This is a genomic window from Paenibacillus sp. FSL E2-0201, from assembly GCF_037963325.1.
Classification (GTDB): domain Bacteria; phylum Bacillota; class Bacilli; order Paenibacillales; family Paenibacillaceae; genus Paenibacillus_AQ.
Genome location: NZ_CP150154.1, coordinates 1,321,469 through 1,343,548, shown reverse-complemented (window position 1 = coordinate 1,343,548; position 22,080 = coordinate 1,321,469). Strand labels below are relative to the sequence as shown.

17 protein-coding genes are annotated in these 22,080 nt (G+C 34.9%); 4 read left to right on the top strand and 13 right to left on the bottom strand.

The genetic code is table 11. The features are described from left to right. Positions 1-334: 334 nt before the first annotated feature. Positions 335-2,584 carry a dynamin family protein gene (locus NSU15_RS06000; RefSeq protein ID WP_339289579.1) on the top strand — a complete coding sequence of 750 codons (2,250 nt, stop codon included), beginning with the start codon at positions 335-337 and terminating at the stop codon, positions 2,582-2,584. Positions 2,585-3,127: 543 nt separating this feature from the next. On the opposite strand, the gene NSU15_RS05995 is transcribed toward NSU15_RS06000, so the two are convergent. Next, positions 3,128-3,256 (bottom strand): DUF262 domain-containing protein, encoded by a 129-nt coding sequence (locus tag NSU15_RS05995; RefSeq protein ID WP_339291258.1) that lies wholly within the window; start codon positions 3,254-3,256, stop codon positions 3,128-3,130. A 189-nt stretch (positions 3,257-3,445) separates the two neighbouring features. Next, a complete protein-coding gene (locus tag NSU15_RS05990; RefSeq protein WP_339289577.1) occupies positions 3,446-4,075 on the bottom strand; it encodes a MarR family transcriptional regulator in 630 nt (209 codons plus the stop codon). 606 nt (positions 4,076-4,681) lie between these two features. Here NSU15_RS05990 and NSU15_RS05985 point away from each other — a divergent pair. Beyond that, entirely contained in the window at positions 4,682-5,998 is a 1,317-nt protein-coding gene (locus NSU15_RS05985; RefSeq protein ID WP_339289575.1) for a hypothetical protein, read from the top strand. A gap of 270 nt (positions 5,999-6,268) precedes the next feature. Next, complete coding sequence (locus tag NSU15_RS05980) at positions 6,269-6,619, top strand: hypothetical protein (protein ID WP_339289574.1); 351 nt, start codon at positions 6,269-6,271, stop codon at positions 6,617-6,619. Between the two features lie 111 nt (positions 6,620-6,730). On the opposite strand, the gene NSU15_RS05975 is transcribed toward NSU15_RS05980, so the two are convergent. The 7 genes from NSU15_RS05975 to NSU15_RS05945 all read right to left on the bottom strand — a co-directional run bounded on the left by NSU15_RS05975 (position 6,731) and on the right by NSU15_RS05945 (position 14,343). Further along, positions 6,731-6,904: a hypothetical protein gene (locus tag NSU15_RS05975; protein ID WP_339289572.1), complete on the bottom strand. Its 174-nt coding sequence runs from the start codon at positions 6,902-6,904 to the stop codon at positions 6,731-6,733. A gap of 454 nt (positions 6,905-7,358) precedes the next feature. Continuing rightward, a complete protein-coding gene (locus NSU15_RS05970; RefSeq protein WP_038596881.1) occupies positions 7,359-7,925 on the bottom strand; it encodes a hypothetical protein in 567 nt (188 codons plus the stop codon). Positions 7,926-8,288: 363 nt separating this feature from the next. Further along, positions 8,289-9,995 carry a ferredoxin gene (locus NSU15_RS05965; protein WP_339289571.1) on the bottom strand — a complete coding sequence of 569 codons (1,707 nt, stop codon included), beginning with the start codon at positions 9,993-9,995 and terminating at the stop codon, positions 8,289-8,291. Continuing rightward, positions 9,992-10,789: a hypothetical protein gene (locus tag NSU15_RS05960; protein WP_339289570.1), complete on the bottom strand. Its 798-nt coding sequence runs from the start codon at positions 10,787-10,789 to the stop codon at positions 9,992-9,994. The genes NSU15_RS05965 and NSU15_RS05960 overlap by 4 nt, the downstream gene beginning before the upstream one ends. Before the next feature lie 10 nt (positions 10,790-10,799). After that, entirely contained in the window at positions 10,800-12,107 is a 1,308-nt protein-coding gene (locus tag NSU15_RS05955) for a hypothetical protein (RefSeq protein ID WP_339289569.1), read from the bottom strand. A 31-nt stretch (positions 12,108-12,138) separates the two neighbouring features. Further along, the gene (locus NSU15_RS05950) at positions 12,139-13,101 is read right to left on the bottom strand and encodes a WYL domain-containing protein (protein ID WP_339289567.1); all 963 of its coding nucleotides are present in this window, start codon (positions 13,099-13,101) and stop codon (positions 12,139-12,141) included. A gap of 324 nt (positions 13,102-13,425) precedes the next feature. Continuing rightward, the gene (locus tag NSU15_RS05945; RefSeq protein WP_038596892.1) at positions 13,426-14,343 is read right to left on the bottom strand and encodes a hypothetical protein; all 918 of its coding nucleotides are present in this window, start codon (positions 14,341-14,343) and stop codon (positions 13,426-13,428) included. A gap of 143 nt (positions 14,344-14,486) precedes the next feature. Between NSU15_RS05945 and NSU15_RS05940 the strand changes: the two genes are divergently transcribed. Continuing rightward, positions 14,487-15,518 (top strand): hypothetical protein, encoded by a 1,032-nt coding sequence (locus NSU15_RS05940; RefSeq protein ID WP_339289566.1) that lies wholly within the window; start codon positions 14,487-14,489, stop codon positions 15,516-15,518. A 477-nt stretch (positions 15,519-15,995) separates the two neighbouring features. On the opposite strand, the gene NSU15_RS05935 is transcribed toward NSU15_RS05940, so the two are convergent. From NSU15_RS05935 to NSU15_RS05920, 4 genes are all read right to left on the bottom strand, one after another. Next, on the bottom strand, positions 15,996-16,373 hold the full coding sequence (locus NSU15_RS05935) for a hypothetical protein (protein ID WP_339289564.1): 378 nt from the start codon (positions 16,371-16,373) through the stop codon (positions 15,996-15,998). Positions 16,374-16,539: 166 nt separating this feature from the next. Beyond that, the gene (locus tag NSU15_RS05930) at positions 16,540-19,533 is read right to left on the bottom strand and encodes a UvrD-helicase domain-containing protein (RefSeq protein WP_339289563.1); all 2,994 of its coding nucleotides are present in this window, start codon (positions 19,531-19,533) and stop codon (positions 16,540-16,542) included. Between the two features lie 180 nt (positions 19,534-19,713). Then, complete coding sequence (locus NSU15_RS05925) at positions 19,714-20,649, bottom strand: hypothetical protein (protein WP_339289562.1); 936 nt, start codon at positions 20,647-20,649, stop codon at positions 19,714-19,716. Between the two features lie 685 nt (positions 20,650-21,334). Next, positions 21,335-21,982: a lecithin retinol acyltransferase family protein gene (locus NSU15_RS05920; RefSeq protein ID WP_339289561.1), complete on the bottom strand. Its 648-nt coding sequence runs from the start codon at positions 21,980-21,982 to the stop codon at positions 21,335-21,337. Positions 21,983-22,080 lie beyond the last annotated feature (98 nt).

Below are 22,080 nucleotides of genomic sequence, written 5' to 3'. Positions count from 1 at the left end.
AATATGAATAGAATAACTGTTCTATATTAATAATTCGAGACTTGACAATAAAGTCCTGTATCATTAAATTCGTATGTCATGACAGTAATATCACATCAGAAGCAACTTACCTTTACATATATATTTCTTTCAGATCAGATTCACATTATTCAGAAAAGCGTCTGTTATTATTTAAAATCAATAGAATTCGCTATTGGAAATGCGATAAAGCATTTTTATCCACACATAAATATAATATAGATATGCAAATTTGCATATCCAATATTTACATAATACGAATAATGTGCTATAAATGACTTGTACCTAAATTTCCCAATCGAAAGGTGATGCTAACATGAATGATTTTGATTTAAAGGGGTTTAGAGAAAAACTGGGTTACACACAGGCAGAGCTTGCTTCAGTCCTACAATGTGGGCAAGATTACATTTCCAGGATGGAAAAGAACCCAGGAAACATGTCACTCGAATTCTTTATGAACCTATGTAGTGTTGCTCGTATGCTACCAAATGACGTTTTAAGCAACTTTAAGTTGGAACAGCCCAAAGCTCTTGATATCCCTAATGTATATGGTGAAGAAGCACTAAAAAAGGAAGCCTTGAGATATTACATAGCTCCGAAAATGAAGGACTACATTGAAAAACCTGAGTATCGCTCAGCAATAAATAAAATCAATGAACTGGATGAATTAATTAATATTTATGGAGCCAAACCTCTTGTTGCATTACTTGGTCCATCAGATGCTGGAAAAAGTACTATGATTAATAGTCTTACAGGTATCGATGCTTTGTTATCTCAATGGACTCCAACAACCTCATCAACTGTCTATATCAAACATATAAATGACAAGCCCTCATGGATGGGGAAAAATAATGTGAGTATTTTCAAAGCAGAAACACATGATAAGGGTTGGAACTTTAGGAAAATTCACGACATGAACTATTGTAAAGCACATATTCTACATATTGGTGACTATGACATCTTAGAAAAGTATTGTAATAGAAACTCTGAAAATTCCCATAGAGAAGTTGACTCTGCTGTCGTATATTTAGATTCAAACATCTTATTATCTTGTGACATCGTCGATCTTCCAGGCTTTGGTACAGAGGAGATGGATGATACAGTAAGAGCACAAAGAGCTAAGGATGAAGCAGATATCGTATTGTTTTTATGTCAGAGTAACAGTTTCCTAAATAAGCAATCTGATATTTTGTTCTTAAAAGACGTAATCCGTACGTTACCTGTTATTAATACGAAAGAAATTCCGTTGCTTTCAAATCTATTTGTTATTGCTTCTCAAGCCCACGTAGTGGGTCCTGAAAAAATTCCACATGTATTAGAAACTAGATCTGTGGCATTTTCCGAGCAACTTTCGGATGAATTAATTAATCAAATTTTCAATATTAGTAAAAAGAACTTTGTTGAGATATTCAAACGGAGATTCTTCTCTTACTCCCTTGACAATCCAGGCCTCCGTGAAAAATTTGAAAATGCATTTAGGGAACTTCTTGTAAATTTATTGCCTACTATTAGAAAGGCAAAATTAAATAAAGCTATTGATGATTTCAAATTAGAATCTCGAACTATATTTTCAAACGAAATAAAGAAATACGAGGCAATTTTGCAAGACCGTGAGAATTCAAGAAAAGAATATGAGAAGGCTGTTCAGGATAAGCCAAAAAAGTTCGAGGAAATAAACGTTCTTCGAAATCAACTCATAACCTTTATTGATAAGTCTCATAAAAGTAATACACTAGAAATTAAGCTTTGGGAAAAAGAGAACATTACGGAGCGTTATATCGTGGATTTAATTAATGAGAAGAAATACGATAAAAAACAAGCTAAGGAATACCTTCTTTCCAATATCTCAGATCTTTATTATGCAAAAATGCAAGAAATACTCAAAGGTAGCGTTTCAGAGTTTAACAACATGTTAACTCAATTTTTTGAAGAGGTTGAGAAAAAGGCAAATTCCTTGAGCAAGATATCTGTCGGTGAGGTTCAAATACCATTTGACTTTAAGGGTGCGCTTGCTGGTGGTATTGCTGGGGCTACTGTACTCGGAGGCTTAGGATTATGGGCAGCTACTGTTGGTAACCTGGGCGGTTATATTCTTGTTGCTAAAGGCGTTAGCTTACTAAGTGCTTTAGGAATTTCAGTAGGTGGGACTGCGGCGGCAGCTTCCTTCGTAGCATTAATTGGTGGTCCAGTAACCATTGGTATTGCATTAGCATTAGGGGTGTTTGCGATAGCTACTTCTCTATTTGGCGATGGCTGGAAAAAACGACTTGCTAAAGAAGTAGTGAAAACGCTTGAAAAGAAAAAGGTTATCAACTCCTATTCAGACGCGATCGCTAAGTTTTGGAATGACAGTAAGATCGGATTAGGTGAAGTTGTTGAAGAAATTCTTCGTAAGATTGATGAACACTTGGAGAACTTAAAAACAATAATTGAAACTAATGATCCGAAAACTATCGAAGATATGATTGCATTGAACAAAGGGTTAGAGGATTTTTTCGGACAACTCCCCTGGGAAGGAAGTGAATCAACCGTTTTATTAATTGAAAACAACACGGGGAAGTATTAAAAATCCTTCAGAAACTAAGCATTCCTAATTGGGAATGCCTAGTTTCTACCCCTTCATACCTGATTCTATAGGCGCATTAGCACTAAACATGGAACAAAAAACAAAGGATGTCTCAGAGACATCCTTTGTGATCATAATGCTGTTATTTCTCACTTCGTATACCCAATCTCCAATTGGATCTCCATCAAGCTATTATACTCCAGTAACCGTATTCCATATCTAACTAGAGATCAAATAGCCATCTTTTTCATCATTATATGCAAGGTAATAATTCATACCATAATAGATTCCAAAAATAATCATCCCACTCCCAGCGCTTTAAATACAGCATCTGTTGGATCTAAGTAAAATACTGGCTGTACTTTAATAAGTAAGTCAGGCGGTACAGTCTGAAAGTCCACTACAGAAGAGGCAGATATTAAGACCTTTTTCGCACCTGCTCCACACAAACCTGAAGTGTATTGGCAAATTCCTCGACCCTAGCAATTGTACCACCAACAGTCATATTCCCAAGTACAACCATGCTTTCTTGAACTGAGCGTTCTAATGCCCCTTAATCTTCTCATCTTCTGCTGCTCGCATAATATCACTCCAAAGTTGGCGACACTGACTAATTGTCCAGCTATATTTCCGCTGATAAATCGGGATGATGAACTGCTTCGTACCTTGCATAAACTTTAGTAAATTTGTCTCCAAGTCAATACAAGATTATACAGTAATTTCAAATCGATATTCATATATTTCTATCCTAACTGGGGGCTTTTTTCACTTACAAGAGTCTGAACCTTCATAGGAATACCTTCTTCTTCGCCACTATTCCAAACCTACCTCAACCCTTAATTTACCTCCAACTTCATTTTATTATCCACTTTCATTAATACGGCCTAATTCATCTATAAATATAGCCGTAATTCCAGTCCGCTGTTTAGCTAACAATGGAAGTCTATCCCAAAGATTACGAAACTGCTTAACATCAGGCAATGCAATGCTGTACTTAGCATTGGGATCATCCATTCGTTGAAGTGTTTCCGCCAAGACAGCAAGGAAGTAATTTACATTCATTGGATTTAATGAACCCAATCCTTTTACTTCAATGATCCATCTCTGAGTCCCTCTAATAGCATTAATATCAATACCAGGCGTTCTCCCCCAAGCAATCTGTGTTTCCCAACCATCCGCATGAAGGAAATCATTCAAGATCTGTTTGAGATTATCTTCTTTAAATATCGATGGTCTAAGTTCAACCTGTTTTGTTTGATTGAGTGGAGATGATTTTTGAACCGTTTCTTCAGCAATTATATAGTTTCCTATTAATCCATCCCTACGGATTATCCTTCTAATGATTCCCTTACTCGTCAATGCCCTACAAACCTGATTAACCGCTTGTTGTGGCTCGTTTACACCTAATATTACATTAGTTATTTCTCGATCAGTCAACCCCTCCTTATCTATTAAAAGGTCCATGATCTTATCTTTTAAAGTTACTTTCACCTCACCACTCCCTTTATGTATTTTATAGGGCTATTATAGATCAATTCCATTTTCTGCGTAAGTAATTAAAGTGTTGTGACTCATGAGTGTGATCTGTTGATTGTGATAATTAGTATACCTACATAATCCTGTGCGGGCTCAATTGAAACGTATAACATTTAAATTCTCATTTACTACTTTGTCTCGATAATAAAAAAAGCTTAACTCTATTAAAGCACCAAAGTCTCTGAGCTAGGTAGATATAAATAGATCAAAAATGTTCAAAGCTTGTTTTTTGAAGAATATTTAAACCTAACCAATAAAAAGGTTAAAAATTTAAACACCGTTAGATCCCCAACATTGATTTCCTCGTCAGTCAACATAGAATTCGAGAGGGTTAGCCTGGCGTTTATTTAGGGCTGTTTCTGAAGAGAGTATATAAATTCCCCAAATAATTGATCCCCTACTATCATAAACTATTATTAGGAAAAAGTGATGAGCTATGATTTTTGAAAATACTGCTTAGCCCCCCCCCTTCTTCCCACCTATGTATTGAGGCAAAGAAAGTTCTCTATAAATACCATTGGATGAAAGATTGCTTATATTGCAATTGAATGGAGGATTAAAATGAATCATCCCAAAGCATATGGAACATTTATCAAAAGAGGCGAAAATACGTATAGAACATCTGCTTACATTCAATGGGGTAGCTCAGAGCAGTCAATCGGAGCTTGCCTACTACTTAATCCAGGATCAGCAGACTTTCATAAAATTAATCCTGATTTGAATGTGATGTTAAATACATTATTTCATGCTAAAGGCGAAATCATGACTGACCCAACCATGAAACAATTAATACTGCTAATCGAGGGAATATATGGACAATCGCAACCCATCGCTGGACGATTCCATATATATAACCTGTTTAATCTCCAAAATCCGAAGTCAATTCATGCGATCGATCACTTTGAAGCATTGGTTCATAGTGGTGAATACGATATCACAGAGTCCTTAATCTCTTTAAATGAGTTACAAACTCATCCGTGGATTCTTACAGGTTGGGGGATCGAACAGAAAGTGAGTTGGAAAAGCCTCGAAAAGATAAAGGATGTTTGGCTTAACCTAATAAGAGATTCAAGGGTTCCTACCTTTGGGAAAAAGCATAAAACTTACAATAACTATTATCATCCATGCCCTCTTATTCCAACCCATCGGTCACATATGTTAACCGATTTGCTTTCGTTATATAAACAGAAATTCAGCTTGCAACGTTTTCCCACTTACGCTGCCAGACCAAATCTCCTCAACGAAGCAAACTTACTAGAGGAATGCGATCAATATCAATTAGGCTGGTTTAGATCTTCCACTAATCCAGAGTCAATTCTAAAGGGTTTTTCTCATCTACATATTAAGGAGAACTATAAATTAAGGGCTTATCAGTACAGTGATGGAGCAAATGGAAATGGTGTAGTATGGGCTATACCTATAAATATGAACTTGCCCCCTGCGAACGAATGTGAATGTTTAGAGGAGCATTTCCTAATCGCTCCAAAGCCAGCCTTTGCATTGGATGACTGGATGCAGGTTATTGATGGAGATAAGTCTCCTCTTTCTTATTTGCAGGCTTCAGTCGCATTTCACGACATACATGAATTTGGAGCGTTTTGGCACGGTACGAGTTGGGGACGAGATGTGATCCTACCAATCAACGAGGGTAAAAATGCAGATAAATACCAGTGGAAAATGATCGAAGATGAACCAGAGACTCTTGAGCCACATTTCTATTATAGTATCCTAGGTAATCCAACGATTGTATTTCATACGATAAATGACATAGGTACAGTAACAATGAATCGATATGTCCATACTTTTAGTAAATCAGACTATACACTCCGTGTTGAACGGACCTGCATCGCAACCGCTGGCGGTGGAATCATCTTCTAATTTGAGAATTCGAATAATTTAGCTCCAGCTACATCAGCTACATCTGAGATACATGGCGTATTACTTATAATAAGGATGCTTATATAGATAGCTCCTGAAAAACCCATTTTTTTAGATGATTAACACGAAATAATCTACCATATTTTAAATAGGCCTGTCGTTACAGTTTTATGATATAATTCCCATATCAGTAAATTCAGTATTATCATTACGAAATTTTCAACCATCTAAAGTATGAGTTTTCAGGAGGATCATTACTATTACATCTTTATGAACAATCATCATCAAAGAATTGTTAAAGTATCAGGAGAATTAAGAGAAGGTAAGTTTGAAATCAAGATTACCCACTGGAAATTACTTTTTGAAACTAATCGTTATTACGAAATCAAGCCAGAGAACGGTGTTGTAAAAAGAATCTATAAAGAAAAGCTAAATACCGTTTGTGATGAAACAAAGTCATATGTTAATGGCTTTCTGTCTTGTTCAGCATATTGTAATGAAGACCGTATCAATGACATGCAAATAGAGATTCTAAAACTATTACAATTGAAAATCAAAACTTATATAAATGAGCTACAACTTAATCAAAGAGCTAATGACCGTTATTCCTTGTCAGGATAATGACATACTTCAGTAGAAAATCACGATTGTAATGTATTACAACTAAAAATAGCCGTGTGGGATGCAAAGAGTTATCCTCTTGCAAGCCTACTCGGCTATTTAATATTTGTCTTATAGTAGTTCTGAGCTCCTCAAGGCATGATCCCAACTCGGGAAATAGAACAATGCATTCCGCATTAACTCTGGATCACTTTGCTTTACTTGCTTTTTACTTACCATTTCTCCGTTTGACTTAAGTTGCTTAATGCGATTTATAACCTCGTCTGCCCCTAAAGTAATATCCATTGCACTCATACCTCCTAATCAATCCTCTTCCATATTTTTATCATTTGGTGTCAGTTCTATACACAATAGAATCAAATATCAATTGGGTGTATTTATAGCATATAATTAGTACACACGGATTTTGTATAATAGCCTAGCATGTATAAGTATACTTTATCGACCCCTTGTGGTAAATTCATCCTATATCTACTAAAATATATCAATGCATAAATCTTTGAATACTTCATCTCCAACTTATGCCTAAGTTTTTGCTTACGATGCAGACAGATTGATGTGATCATTTTAATTTTTGACATTTAGCTCATTGCTTGCTGGTGGAGCATTAATAACAAATTAGGGCACCCTATTGCCTACCACGAAGTTGCCTATCAAAGAATTCTAGATTTCGGAAAAATCGAATTAAAAAAGCGCCCCCCTTTGGCGCGCTCTTGTTATCTTGTATGAGATTCTTACTTTATCCAAAACTAACTCCATCAAAAATAACAGCTGCATGAAAACTCGCGGTATTTAAAACCACTTGTCCAACCCTTTCTGAGGAATAATTGAAAAGATCACTGGTGAAGAACGCATTTGATGTTTCCATGAATATGTCCATAAACACGAGTAAATAGTCATTAGTAACCTTAGTAGTGGAATAAATCATCTCCGCCTTTGCAGATAAATCTTGATTATTGATAATCCCCTTAGAAATTTGCTCCCTGTACTGTGGTAAAAGTTGATCTTCCATCACAGCTCTAATATTTTGCTGAGCTTGATTAATCAATTCCACATAATTTTGTGGTCTTACATATTGTTTTTGTACTATAGATTCTTTTAAAATTTGCACTATTACACTAGTTGTCTCAACTGTATAAGCAATATTACGAATTAATGTATTCATATATTCCGAATGACTAGAACACCTTTGTCTTTTTTGAAGCAAAATTTGTTTCATTTCAATTTGCAATTCATTTTTTTTCGAATAGTTAACAATTTCATGGAAAATAGATGATACACATTTTTCTAATTTTTCATCAGCCATTTGATTATTCCCCTTTAAGGATAGATAAACTCCGATTATGACAACAATAGAAAATTAGTTTAGTTTTATTTCTATTATTTAGATTGTACCAAATTCCCTGATAATACTTTGTCGAATTATGATTATCACTCTCATTTTTATCATTATATTTCATATCTGACACTCTCATCAAAATAAAAAACTTAAATAAAAGCTTAATTCCATTGTTATAAAAAAATATAATTTACGGTAATTAATAATAATTCGCTTAAACAAAAAAAGCGCCTAACGGCGCTAGAGTTTTTAGGATGTTCAAATCATATTTGGCGAGATTATTACTTCATCTAACAATTATTTTTTTTAAAATTTAACAAAAATGATAACTTAGCTCAAGTTATTAACTATACTCCGTCGGACATCCTGCAAAATATTTCCCATAAGTTTTTGATAGTATTCTTGTAAAAATCCATCCTCGTAAGCTAATTTACAGCATTCATTACATGCCTTTTCATATCCGTTTAACATCCCAGAGAATCTTAATGAATAGCTGTACTTTGTATATTCAATATCCCTTCCGAAAATACCCTTTTTCCAATCTAAACTACTCCAAATTTCAATTGCTTCACGATCATACTCTAAATAATCATTATAATTAAATCTACCATATTCTAATACATTTTCATTAATTAATTCTCTTATTTCAAGATTAATATTTAACGACAACCGTTCAAAGGAAGCGAAATCTATAGTAACTATTTTACTTTTTACTGTAGTTTGAATTGTAGCATTCGGATACTCCATCTCGAATTTATCGTAGATTTTCTGTAGTTTGGTTTTGAAATCATCAAAAATATTATTGACTTGATAATAATATTTTTGAGTAAGCTCTTCACTAATATTCGTTGCATAGCTTAATGAAAAATAATTTTGGCAAGTATCAAAAAACCTCCACAGGCGATTTCCTGCTGCCTCTCGACACTTGCTCTCAGAAGTAAAACGATAACTTGAATCGTAATCGGTATCCACGCTAAGATAAGCGAACTCTTTTTTTAGTTCTATTTTCTCCGTCTCTTTAATTAATTTCATTAATTCTTCCCTTAAATCTGAAGTGGAGTTTTCCTTAATTGAAATATCCTCAAAGGAACATTCCTTTAATGCAGATTTAATGATCACAATCTTCTCATTAATCTTTTTAGAAACCAATTTACTAAATTCATTTATGATTGTATCCATCCATTCAAAAATATGTTTTGACAATTGATTAGATAGCTCAAAAGATACATGCTCCATAAAAATTTCCTTCACTTGATTTAAATCAAAAGAATATTTATCATTCAATTCATTTATATCAATATAACAATCGTAATAAGACGCGGGCTGAGCTCCTTCACTCAAGTAATCGAGTTGCTCCGTGTGTCTTAGTTTATAACAATATAATTCACCATCATAATCTTTATCTGGCCCTACTTCAAATAGTAAGAAATCATCGGGCAACTTAATCCGCCCTTTAGTGATTTCCTTTGCCATAAACTCTATTTCACTCAATACCTTTGTAATCTCCTGACAAACCCCATCGTAAAAATCACCCGAATTCTTCTCATAATAGGCAAAAGAAGATAGCTTTTTAGTTTTATACCCGATTAGCATGGATTGTACCATTGTTTTCCTTTGTGAGTATATGCTTCTTTCAAATTCTCGGAATCCCTCTTTACTGGCCCTATCATAGGAGGAATACTCGTATCCTGATTTATCTTTATTAATAAATAATGGCGCTATGTACTCTTTATCTATATAATCGAAACTTTCAGTTGTAGGATACTTCACCTTATAAGATTTTAATTTTTCGTCAATAATTTTTTTTAATTTAATAATACTCGCTGTCTCTCCCACTTGATTAATATCATCGACAACACTAATAGCACCAGTTGGACAGTTTTTCAAGACAGGTATAAAGGAGTTGTATTGTTCATTTGTAATCATTCCAGTGCCCCATGCTACTGCCTTACCATCAGACCTTTCTGTCATCAGTTCACTTTCCAGTGAACATGTCCCACAAGCTACACATTTATCGGATACAACAATACGTTTCATTGACTATTCCCCTTATAATTAATAACTTGATCCATCTTCTCTAAATACTCAAAACCAGTTTGTATAACGTTGATTGAAAGTTGTGTTAATTCCCCAGCTGAATCAATAATAGGGGCATCCATAACTTTTCTTATAGTGGAAGCTGTATTAATACAAGACATAAGCTTCTCTTTGTCATCTTTCGTGTAATTCTGTCTGAATGCCCCCTTATCTGTGATAATAGCGGTTGTTGTATCAATCGTTTTTCTAAAAATCAGATTTAGTTTTGCTAACAACTCAGAAAGTTTATGGGCTCTAATCTCAACGCCATTTAAAGCAACACAAATCGTTTCAGCTTGTGATATAGTAACGTCAGCCTGTCTATTTCGTACAGAGGCCATATTAGCATTCATTTCAGCCTCCTTGGCAATGACTCCAGAAATACCACCTTTGATGAAGAATGCCGCTAGTGATTGCTCTGTCGTCAATGCCTTTGCTTCAATCTTTACATTTTTGTTAGAGGACACTGAATTGAGAGATACTAGCTCACTCATATTAACTTTTCCAAATCCATCTCGATCATCAAAATCTATTCGCATAATTTGCTCATAGACTTCAATAAAAGTATGAAAGGATGTCGCCATTATCCCCTTTTTTCGATTCATCAGTTTTTCTAACGCTGCTAAGGTTAATGCCTGTTGGTTATTCACTTTAATTTCTGCCTTTGCGAGCTTTTCAAAAGCTTGTATGTTCCTTTTCTCAGCAAGTAAATTATTTTTATCCGCCTCAACCATGTTTATCACAAATCTAATCATATTGATCCTCCTAAAGCCTCAAAATTGCATCTTGATTCATAAAAAATTCATCAAATTCATTATAATTTTTAAAGCGAACTCTCTCTCCAAATATTCCTAAGATATCATCAAGAGAAGCTGAGATTCCATTCACATCATTGTTTAGTGTTGCGTTTATCATTATGCTAAAAGCTGTATTAATTTTTTCATCCCACACTTTAAACTCCTCCGAAATGCACTCCTTCAAGTTATTTCTTTGTGTTTCCATCTCCTTTAAAGCTGAATTTGCTATAAAATTGATTTTATCTTCCAACTCAGAATATTCTCCTAAAGATTCATATGCTGCTCTCATTTTATTAGAAAATTTATATAACTCAGTACAAACTGTTGAAAGCACCATCGTACCTATAATAGCTCCCACTCCTGGGATAGGAATTAACATTTGTCCAATGATAGCTCCTTGTATACCGCTTACCATTCCTACTCCCTTTTCACCGATCTGTTTCATAAATTGCTTACTGTCAATTTCACCATTCATGTATGCTATCAGCGAATCTTTAATGAGTAGTGAAACAGAAATTATTTGTGCTACAATGTTGGAATTACCCACTGTCTGTAATGCTTTTACAGAGCTTTGATTTAATGTATTAGTTAGGGCTGTGGTTGTCACTCTTATCAATCCACCAGTAGTGGCTGTGGTTGCTACTGCAATACTTGTTTCTTTAATGGCTTCATCAAGATTCTTTTCACCTTTGGCCATCATAACCAGGTTTTGCACCCCCATAACTGCCAGAGGTATCACTGAGGCTTCGATTGACCCCTTGGCACCCGCCTTAAACTCATTGCTTATATTTTGGGAAGTTCTAACAGCAGCAATACTATGAATTGCAGATCTCGCCTTAACATCATCTACAATCATTTTTGTTCTGGATGTTAAATTAGCGTTCTTTGTTTGGTCAAATGCGACTGTCCAATTGCTCTTGTCGGCCTTGCTACGATTAAATCTTCCACTGGTTATACGATAATTTTGTTTCAGATTTGCTACTTCTCTAACGTTGTCATCTGTTAAAAATGGATTTCGTCTCAACCGCTTATGTATCATTTTTAAGGGGACAATATGATCCGTGTCTGGTATATGCTCCGTATATTTTATTTTTCCATATTTTTTTAAGGCTGCTAATCTTGATCGATGTATTGTCTTTCCAGAATAATGATCTAAAACAACTTTCTTACTATCAAATATTTCATTCTTAAATTTAATTCTTTTTCCAACGTTATCATATTTATATCGTTCATACTCCTGACTAACTCCTAACTTCAAATCATTGTCCGCATTCATATTTCTGTCCTCCTCAAGAATCCCTTTTACTCTACTGATATTTCATGGCCATGGCCTGTATTTTCTCTTTCATAATTTCCTTCAAGCTTTGAGGCTTGATTACCTTTATGTTGGGTCCTTGGCTTAATAACCACATGATACACCCTGTCCCATACACCTGTGCTTCGATAATCCAACTATGCTCATTCCTTTTAATTACACTTCCATTTGGAAACCTATCTAGAACAGCAGAAAGCGAAGGCCCCCAAAATTCAAACTGTAATCTGATTAACTCACCCGAATACATAAATTGAATTCGGTTTCTGAGTTCGCCTGCTTCAAAGCGCTTTTGTTGTAAAATTCTAAAAGAATCATCTGTTAGATCACACTTCTTCAATCGATCAAGCCGAAAGAAGGCTGGTTCATCATACTTGCTATTTTCGATATTAGCGACTAAATAAAAATAAAACTCTGAAAACACTATGGAAAGTGGCATTACTCTTCTCTGAGTTTCATTACCATCCATTCTTTCATAGGTGATTTGAATTACAGTTTGTCTTCGAATTCCGTTGCTAATCACCCAAATAAGCTCCAACAATGGTTTATTGTGATTCAATGGTTTGTAATGATGCATTTCATTTTGTATAGCTTCTTTTATACTTATTCTCTCATGTTTCTCAGCTTGATTTATTATCGATTGGATTACTCCTTGCATCTCTGATCGAGTAAATGCTCTACTTTCTATCAGTATTTTTGTAACAGCTAATAGTTCAACTTCCGTGAGTTTCTCCCTACTACTAGTGGTCTTCTGATACGCCTTTACAGAATAACTATAGACAAGTTCTTCTCCAGTATGTCGTTCATATAAATAGCTTCTTATATCATCAATATCCCGCTGGATAGAACGTTCATGAACGCCAAATTCTAAAGCCATTTCACTTTTGTTGAATTTCTCGCCATTTTTTATCATCTCATATAACATTAATATTCGTTTTAACTTTCTCGTTTTATCCATATTTCCACCAAACAGCCCTTTTCATCTATATTTTACCACAACTGATAGACATATCTTGTCACTTTCATTGCATTAACCTTCATTGCTTTTATCAATGCCTTTTTTTCATTTGTTGAACTCGATACGAAGAGATTAAGGAGCTAATATTCCCACTTATTTTTTATCCTTTATTACAATAAAATAACGGACCTTTCTTGAAAAGAAAAGTCCGTTATACTATTAGTTGTTTTGAACGATCTTATAGAAAAACCACTTTATACTTCCACCATCCGAGTTAAACCCATTAACGAAGTTCCTATAACAGAAAATCCACTCTGACAACTGTTACATTTCGGAAAAATCACCACTAATTATCCATTTTGTTGATTTAAAAGAATCCATTTCTAAATTAATGTTTAAGCCGTATTTTATAAGATCTATATTTATTTCACTATTTACATTGAAATCTTCTTCATAATTTATTGCTAAATTGAAGTTTAATAAACCATGTTTTAATCTACCTTCTGCAATCGATTGCCATGTAGGTTCATGATAATACCAAACTAATTCCTCTGGTAAGTTAACCTCTTCACGTGGTTTGAACCTTGCTTCATAAATGATATTATTATCAATTTTCCTTTTATGATCTGTTTTCACATCTACTTCCACGGTCTTAATATTCAAATTCAAACCAGTGTCTACTTCTTTTAAATAACCACTATCATATTCCACTTTAATAGAAGTTGCTCCTAATGTCATAAGTAAATTGATAATTTCCTGAAACTTATGTTCGAAAGTCCTCTTATGGAATTCCTTAACAGGATAATATGTATTTTTTAGATGAGGATTACAAACATAAATAGTTGTTGGTTTTGGATGACCGAGTGGAAATTTTAAAAATGGGGTATCATTTTGGGATAATTGGATCACTTTTTTGCTCATGTAGTAATTTTGTAGTTCTTCAAATTCTTCTATTGATAACTCTTGATTGCCTATTGGACCTTTCAACAATTCATCAAATAATTGTTGCATCCCGCCAAACGAATTATATGTTGTATGTCTTGTATTAAAGTCCGATAAACTTAACTTTGTAACTCTTCTAGATTTAATCACGTCTTTAACGGTTCCTACAGGTGTTTTTCGAGCTACGTATTCAGATATCTCTTGAGTACCATATAAAAAAACCGTTTCTTCAATTTCAATAAATTGTCTTTGATAATATGGCAAAGAAAACAAGGCTTTTAAGTTAGTTGTTTCGTTCATTTATGTTGCTCCCCACTTATAAATTATATTTACTTTATACTGGTAAAGTTTAATTGGCAACCCTTTTTAGCGCTGCTACTTTGAGTGTAATAGTAGACATTATTAAATTACTGATGGTGATGACGTTGCAGAAATCATTATAGATGGGTAAGCTAGATTTAATATTACCATTGATTAGGAGAATGAAAATGAGTAAATTTGCGCCCTTGATAAAATATCTCGAAGAAAATTGTTCCAAGTCTACTGTTGTTACATTTGTAGACCTTGAACAAATTTTAGGATTTAACTTACCGAAATCCGCTTTCAAAAAATCCGATTGGTGGAGAAATAGTAGATGTGTTCCGAATAGACCATGGGTGCATGCGGGTTGGGAAGTAGAAAATGTCATCTTAGGGGACTCAGTTACATTTTCCAAAAATTTAAATTTCAAAAAATGTACTAATACGGAATATTTAGCCTCACGATTTAAAGATTTACGAACTTATGGTTGCTCAGGTTTTATGTATCTGAATTCCAAAGAGTTTTATGAAATTATGAACATAACCTTAACAAAGGATGGATTTTTCATAACGCTCTACGAGCATAATAGCGTAAGATTACAATTCGATCTAGAAATCTCAAACTTTAACGAATCTATATTTGATTTTGAATTTGAGGCACAGGATGCAAGATTCTTATTTTATAAAGAAATTGACGAAAATGATGACTTTCTAGATGAATTTGATGATGATGATTTTCTCGATGAAGAAGCTTTACATTGTCAAAGTTGTGGTAAGTCAATTAATTTTGCTGGAGAGTGCTACTGTAACAAAAATCCTCTTAGTGTCACCGTAACAATATCAGACAATATATATATTTTTAATGAATTTTGTAAAGAAACAATTGATTATCTTTATAATTATAACTATAAAATAGCCATTTGGAATGTGATCAATAATAATGTTAAGTATATTTATTTCAAAGAAATAATCTTACAAGATAAAGGATTTTATATAGAAGATAACTGGGTTTCGATTAATGAATTCCTAAATACCACTCAAGTTATCAAAGAGGTTTCATTTCAAACTTGTGATAAATGCCTTGTTACAACAAGAGTTTATTGGAATGAGACAAAATGGCTCTGTAAACCTTGTGAACTCGCCTTAGATCGAAAACGAGCAGGACTGTTTGAATAATCAAACTGCGCTTTATACCTTACTTATCAATAGAATTTCCAATAAAGGGAGACAGCATAATTTAAAATATAACGATTAGTGCGACCCCGTTGCATCATAATAAGCGAACAATTCATGACATTCTTCCTATATGAAAGCATTAGTTCCACTTTTCTCAGAATCCTTGCCAAAAATCATTTTATTGAGGATAGGATGACGAGGCTCCGATATTAATCTTTATTTTCAGGAAAAGCAAGATCTTCAAGCTATTGTGAAAATCAAGTCTGTCTTGGTATAGGTATTAAAGCAAATGAAAAAATAAACGTACTTGGCAGCTACCAGATACGTTTATTTTTTCATGTATGCCAATTTCATATACTTTCTTTTTGCTTTTACTTGCTGGAAATAATGACTAAAAATCCTATAGTTTTTTTAAGATATGTAATAACAGTTTACGAAATGGTGATTTACCGAATGTCTATCCTCTCATGTAACAATCTATTTTTGTAACCCATTAAACTTATCAACAACTTTTGTAATATTATTCGATGTTTCCACAACCTTGCTTGCAGTTTGATAAGGTTTTGAGTTCTTAATAAATGTTGGCAAGTTTTCATCGAGGACTCTTTTATTTTCATGAATATCATCCAAGTGATTACGCTTTAATCCGCTATTTTTCACACTCTTGTATGTATTTCCCATATTATCTATTGCGCTACCTAAAGACTGGCCTTTTTTATCAAATGAATCAACTACCTTATCTGCTTTGCTAAATCCCTTTTGTACAGTCTTATCAACACCACCAATAGCAGAAGTTGCAACTTTGCTAAAAGTTTTGCCTACTGGATTATTGTTTAAAAAATCATACCATCCCAATGTATTCACACTCCTAATTTTCGTCAATTATTTCATTACACTTCTATTATTGCGTTAAACAATTTTCATGTGCACAATGAATAGCTAATTTTAATTATGCCAAAACTATTAACCTTTGAAATTAAAGAATTATGTTCTTAGCCAACTTAATTCCTCATTTAAACTGTTATTTCGCAAATTTATCACCTTCTGTATATCGACAGTTGTGTTTAAAATTCGTGCATCCATAAAACGGCCCTCGTGAACCTTTTCTATAGACTAAAAATCCTCCACATCGCGGACATAACTTTGGCTTTTTCAATATCTCTACATGTTGATTGGTATAATCACAACCAGGGAAATTCGTGCACCCCAAAAAGATCGTATTCCCCACTCTACGCGTTAAATGCCCTGTTTTGCATTTTGGACACTTTGGATTCTCTGTTACGCTCTCTTCTTGCGTCACTAATTGATAGGGAATCCTATCCTTCTCCATTAGTTCTTTTACAAAAGTAGACATTCGCTGCTCAGAAGTTAAGATGTAGCAAGAATTTCGTGTACGTGTTAGCCCCACATAAAACAGGCGGCGTTCTTCCGCAAATTCAAACGACTCTTGATCCGTAAGCACCCAAGAGAGCACAGGATCATCCGCGATTTTATTCGGGAATCCCACGAGACTGTTCTCCGCATTCAGCAAAATAACATGATCTTCTTCCAGCCCCTTGGATTTATGGGTGGTCAAAAACGAGATCCGAAGCTCGCGGTACTTTGAATAGGTAATCTGGGTCTTGTCTGCATTCAGAAGAAATTCAGATTCCTCATCTAAAAAGTTGATATCAAAACCATTGCGTCCAAGTAGAAGGATTTTTGTGTTTTTCCCATATTCCTTCACGATGCGTTCGATGGCTACGCGGAGTGCTGTCGCCTTGTCTTTTTGGTACCCCAAAATACGAATAGGTTCTGGATTTTGATGCATGGATTTCAATTCTTTTCGGAACTGATTTTTATTCCGCATTACAAAGCGACCAGCCACATCCACAAGCTGCTGCGAGTTCCGATAGGTCTGCTCAATCTTCATCAACTCATGGGTTCCAAAATATTGACCAAAGTTGGTGAAGAGCTGTAAATCAGAACCCGCAAAACGGTAGATCCCCTGCCAATCATCCCCAACACACATGATTTTAGCTTTCGTCTGCTCTTGAATTGTTTGAATCAGGCCAAAGCGGCTTTTCGATATATCCTGATATTCATCAATAATAATATAAGTGTACGGAAAATACGGTTTGTTTCTCCTAACGATATCAGTAGCTTGATTAATCATATCGTTGAAATCGATACTTTTTATCTTCTTTAAATGTTCTTCATAGTAGCTGTATATCGGCCGAACAAGAGATATAAATAGTTCCGTTCGTCGCTTTAAAAAAGGAATCTCGGGTTTCGTTTGGTTTTGCTGAACAAATGCTTCAAATTGATCTACTTCATATCCACTGGATTTAAACAAATTAATAAAGGTGGCTATCAGCTTCACAAATTCCTTGAAGTATTTATCTTGATTCTCTTTATAAACACTATTAAAAATCGACAGATAATTGGCCTCTTTAAACTTTACCCCATGAGCCAGCAAATATTCTCGTAACTTATCAAGAAGCACCCCCTGCTTATTGAGGTAAGAGTATGTTTCAATCAAAGTCGTTCCTTGAGAAGCATGCTGCTCTCTTTTCCATCTCATGGAGTCTAGGTACTTTTGTTCCTCGATGGGGCTCAGCCAAGGCGTACGCTCCACTTCATCGACGCCAAAATGTTCAATATACAGATCATGCTCAGGTAAGTAAAAATCAGGCTTATACTGACGGTATTGTTCTGTTCGTGTATCACACGGATAGTCTCGTTCATACTCATACTCCACCGAATTCAAGAATAAAAAATTGGCAATCAAGGTTTCCTCGAAGCTCTTTACCGATTCCCCTGCAAGAGTTTTCAATTGGCTTTTCTGCACATGCGCTGCATGATCTACATAATCAGATTTCGACATTTTTCCCTTTAAGGTCTCAAAATCCAGGTTACGATGGAAGTCATGGTATTCCCCCAAGTTCCCAAACTCAGAATAATCTTTCGGAATACTAAGGTAATATCCAAAGAATTCGATAAGATGCTTAATTTGTTGGTCCTCTTCAAATATCGTATCCTTCATATACGCCTGAATGACTCCCACAAGATCGCTAAAAATGTCTGGCTTCGCTTGATGATGCTTAGCAATAATCTCAAGACCTAAGGCATGAAAAGTTTTTACGGCGACAGGGAGGTGGAGTCGGCTTTCGATTCGATCTTTCATTTCTTGCGCAGACTTCTTGGTAAAAGAAATTAGCAATATCTCTTCAGATTTTACGTGTTTACGCTCTACCAAATACTTTACTTTGCCTGCAATCGTTAATGTTTTTCCACTGCCAGCTCCAGCTAATACCAAATTGCTATCTTCATCCGTGACCACAGCAATTCGCTGCTGAGTATCCAGGGACTTCCCATCAATATTGGAGAGTAACTCTTGAGCTTCAATCAATTCTCTCTTGATGTATTCCTTGTTCCAATCTGATCGATACTTGTTCAACTCTTTATAAGCGTCAATGCTTGCGGAAGTCGATTCGGAGATCCCACTGATATCGCCTGTGCTAAAGTAGGCAAAAGTATCTTTATACTCAGAAACCAATTTCACAGCTAAAGTATGTGTGAAATAATCCTTACGAGCTTTCTTAACATCCACAAGAAAAGTCGCAGCATGTTCAGTTTTCCCTGTGATTTCTTCATTTAATTGCATAATGGTTGTGCGTAACTTGGAGAAAACACTCCAATACTTTTCTTTTTGAGCTTGAAAAAGAGTTTCAATTTTCAAAAATCGAGGATCCAGATTACGTTGTTCGGTGGGTACTCCTTCAAAATAACGCTCAAGTATAGGGTTAATCGCATAAGGAAATTCCTGCGTATAGAACTGATGCATGTGTTTTGTCGACAAATTGGTAATTTGCTCTTCCGAAATATAGAATCTCTGCAATGATATTTCTGCAAACCGTCTTTGCAACCCCCTGTCCGAACCAGCATAAAGCTTCAGTTGGACTTCAAGCTGTTCCAACATTTTGTTCCATTTCCGATTTTCTAAATATGTTCTTATCCAGGTAATCAATTGCATCACATTGCCCTTCTTGCTTAAATGAAACTAAGCGTAATATATTTCCATAGATAATAGTACCAAATTAGCAGCGAAGCAGCTTAATAAAAAAGCGATGAGTTAGGATTTTATTTTAAAATCCTAACTCATCGCTTTTATTATTCTTCGATACTCAAAGTAAAATTTTCCGTTGACCTTAACTTATAAGCAAACATATAGAGAGCGTTCTGGAAAATTAGTATCGACTATTGAGATTATCTTACTGATATACTGCCTGAATTGAGCTTCATTAAAAACACTATAATCCGATGAGATGTAATATTTTTTATACATCTCGAAAAAATCTGCATTTTCAAGACTTTCTTGAGAACCATTATATAATTTATTTTTCCTGTACGTTAATCTATCATCAACGTTAAGTGCTAGTCTTTTTGAGAGGTAATTACTATCATTATAATAATTTCCAATTAACTCAGTTAAAGTATAAAGACAATAATTTACAATTGCTTTTTTTTGTAACGATTTAGGGTAAAAACAAATATTATCTAAACACTCCATATTATTTTCTTTCATTATGTCAAAGCAGCATACCTTTTTAATTATATCTTCACTTGTTAGATTATGTGTCACATGCAACTTATTTTGCAGGTGAAAGGTTGATTCAGGAAATTCGATCTCGAAATCATTTTCTAATCTCCCTACTGATGATTCCGAGACACTGATAATTCGTTCCAACGTGACCTTTAAATTACTATCCAATATTTTTGTTTGCAAAGCATCAATTTTATCTACGTCTATATTGTCTTTATGGAGGTATTGAGATGTGGGGCTTATTTTAATAGCAATATTTGCTTTTGCTACTCCAAGTTCAACTAGGGTCAGGTCTTTTGAAAAAGTAGATACTGTCGTTGAAAGGCCATATTCACTTTCTTTTTTGTACGTTAATAATATTAACTTTTCGTCATATTTACAAGGAGAAGTGCCATACATATAAGGTACTGTAAGAATATTGATGTTATTATAACCTCTATTCATTAACTCTAGTAATGCAGATTGGATTTCTTCAATGGATAGTTGATTAAATTGTTTATTAAAGTGTATTACAAAATCTAAAAATAACGAATCGATTGTAGCCACTTGCATACACCTTCCTTATTATTAAATGGTAAAATTAGTAATTATTACTGTGTAGAAAAAAACCCATATATTCATATTATTGCATAAATAAAATTTGTCAATGTCAATTGGAAATAAAGCAAACGTGTGAATAATTGTTTGACGATAACGAGTGAAGGATGGAATTGGATGAGGATGATTTTATCCACCTTACGGTTCTAAGACTAGATAAGGATGCATCATTGGCATTCCAATCATGCTTAATGCAAGCGTAGAGTCTCTAACAGATAATTACACTAACGGGGTACATTAGTTCTATGGCAACAGCGATCGACCCAAGCTTTATTAGCAAGTCAGGCCCCCCATTTCTTTATAATGGATGATTCCCACTCTTCTTATTGAAAAATACCCTTTCTGAAAAATCTGTACATTTGGACCCAGATAATAGCCACGTTTACTATGAGTCGCTATTGAGCTGTAACCATTGATATTTGGTTTTTATCGTACAGTTGTTGCCCCTCTAAATGTCCACGCGAGTACCAAACCACACCGCATTATGTAGATTATTATCAGATACGTAAGCCGTTTCGCCATACTTTACACTCCTTTTTTAGAGAGCTTCTGTTCGCGTATACGCCCGCATCTATCTCTTCCTCGTTAAATAAAAAGAAGAAGCATGGGACATCGACATCACATACTTCTTCTTTTAATCACCGTTTCGACACCAACACACATAATGTTCGCAGTTGTTAGAGGCCAGGTTATACTGGTTTTCCCCCAAGCGTGTAAATGCACGGCCAATCACTATCTCGCGATTGTATTTCATCAGGCTTTTTTTCACAAACACTTGGGCACCGTTTGCAAATGTTTCGATCGAGTCGGTTGTGATTCCTTCTCCACGCAAGTAGTGAATGACTTCGCCACCACCCAGGTAAAGTCCGTGGTGCGTGTAGGTGGAGCGCTGCACATACAAATGATCGGCCTGAAGCAGATTTGTGTCTTCTTTGGCAAGCAAACGCATTATTCGTTTATTCAGATCCAGTGAATCCTTGCCATTATCAAGCGTCCTTTGCCAGTTTTCTATGTTCTCGATAGACTTTTTGACTTTTTCCGCTAGCGGCGTGTCCACTTTACTCATCTTTTCTTTAATGGTTTTGAACGTCTTCTCCGTAATAACCCTATTTATTTCGCCGATGGGGCCATTAATGATGAAAGGTACCGACGAACTCGGGCTAAAGAGGGGTGATGGTGAAAAACTGTTCATGCTTGATGACGAGGAACTGCTTCTACTCTTAAGTACTTCGCTAGCGACGCCAATGATGCCACCTTTTATAAATCCTTTGAAAATTCCCATGGTTGTTCACGCTCCTATTCAGATTTCATTCGACATCACTAGAAGAAAACCCTACCTCTTTACGCTAACGAGGAAATAATATGTTTTATTTGAAGACT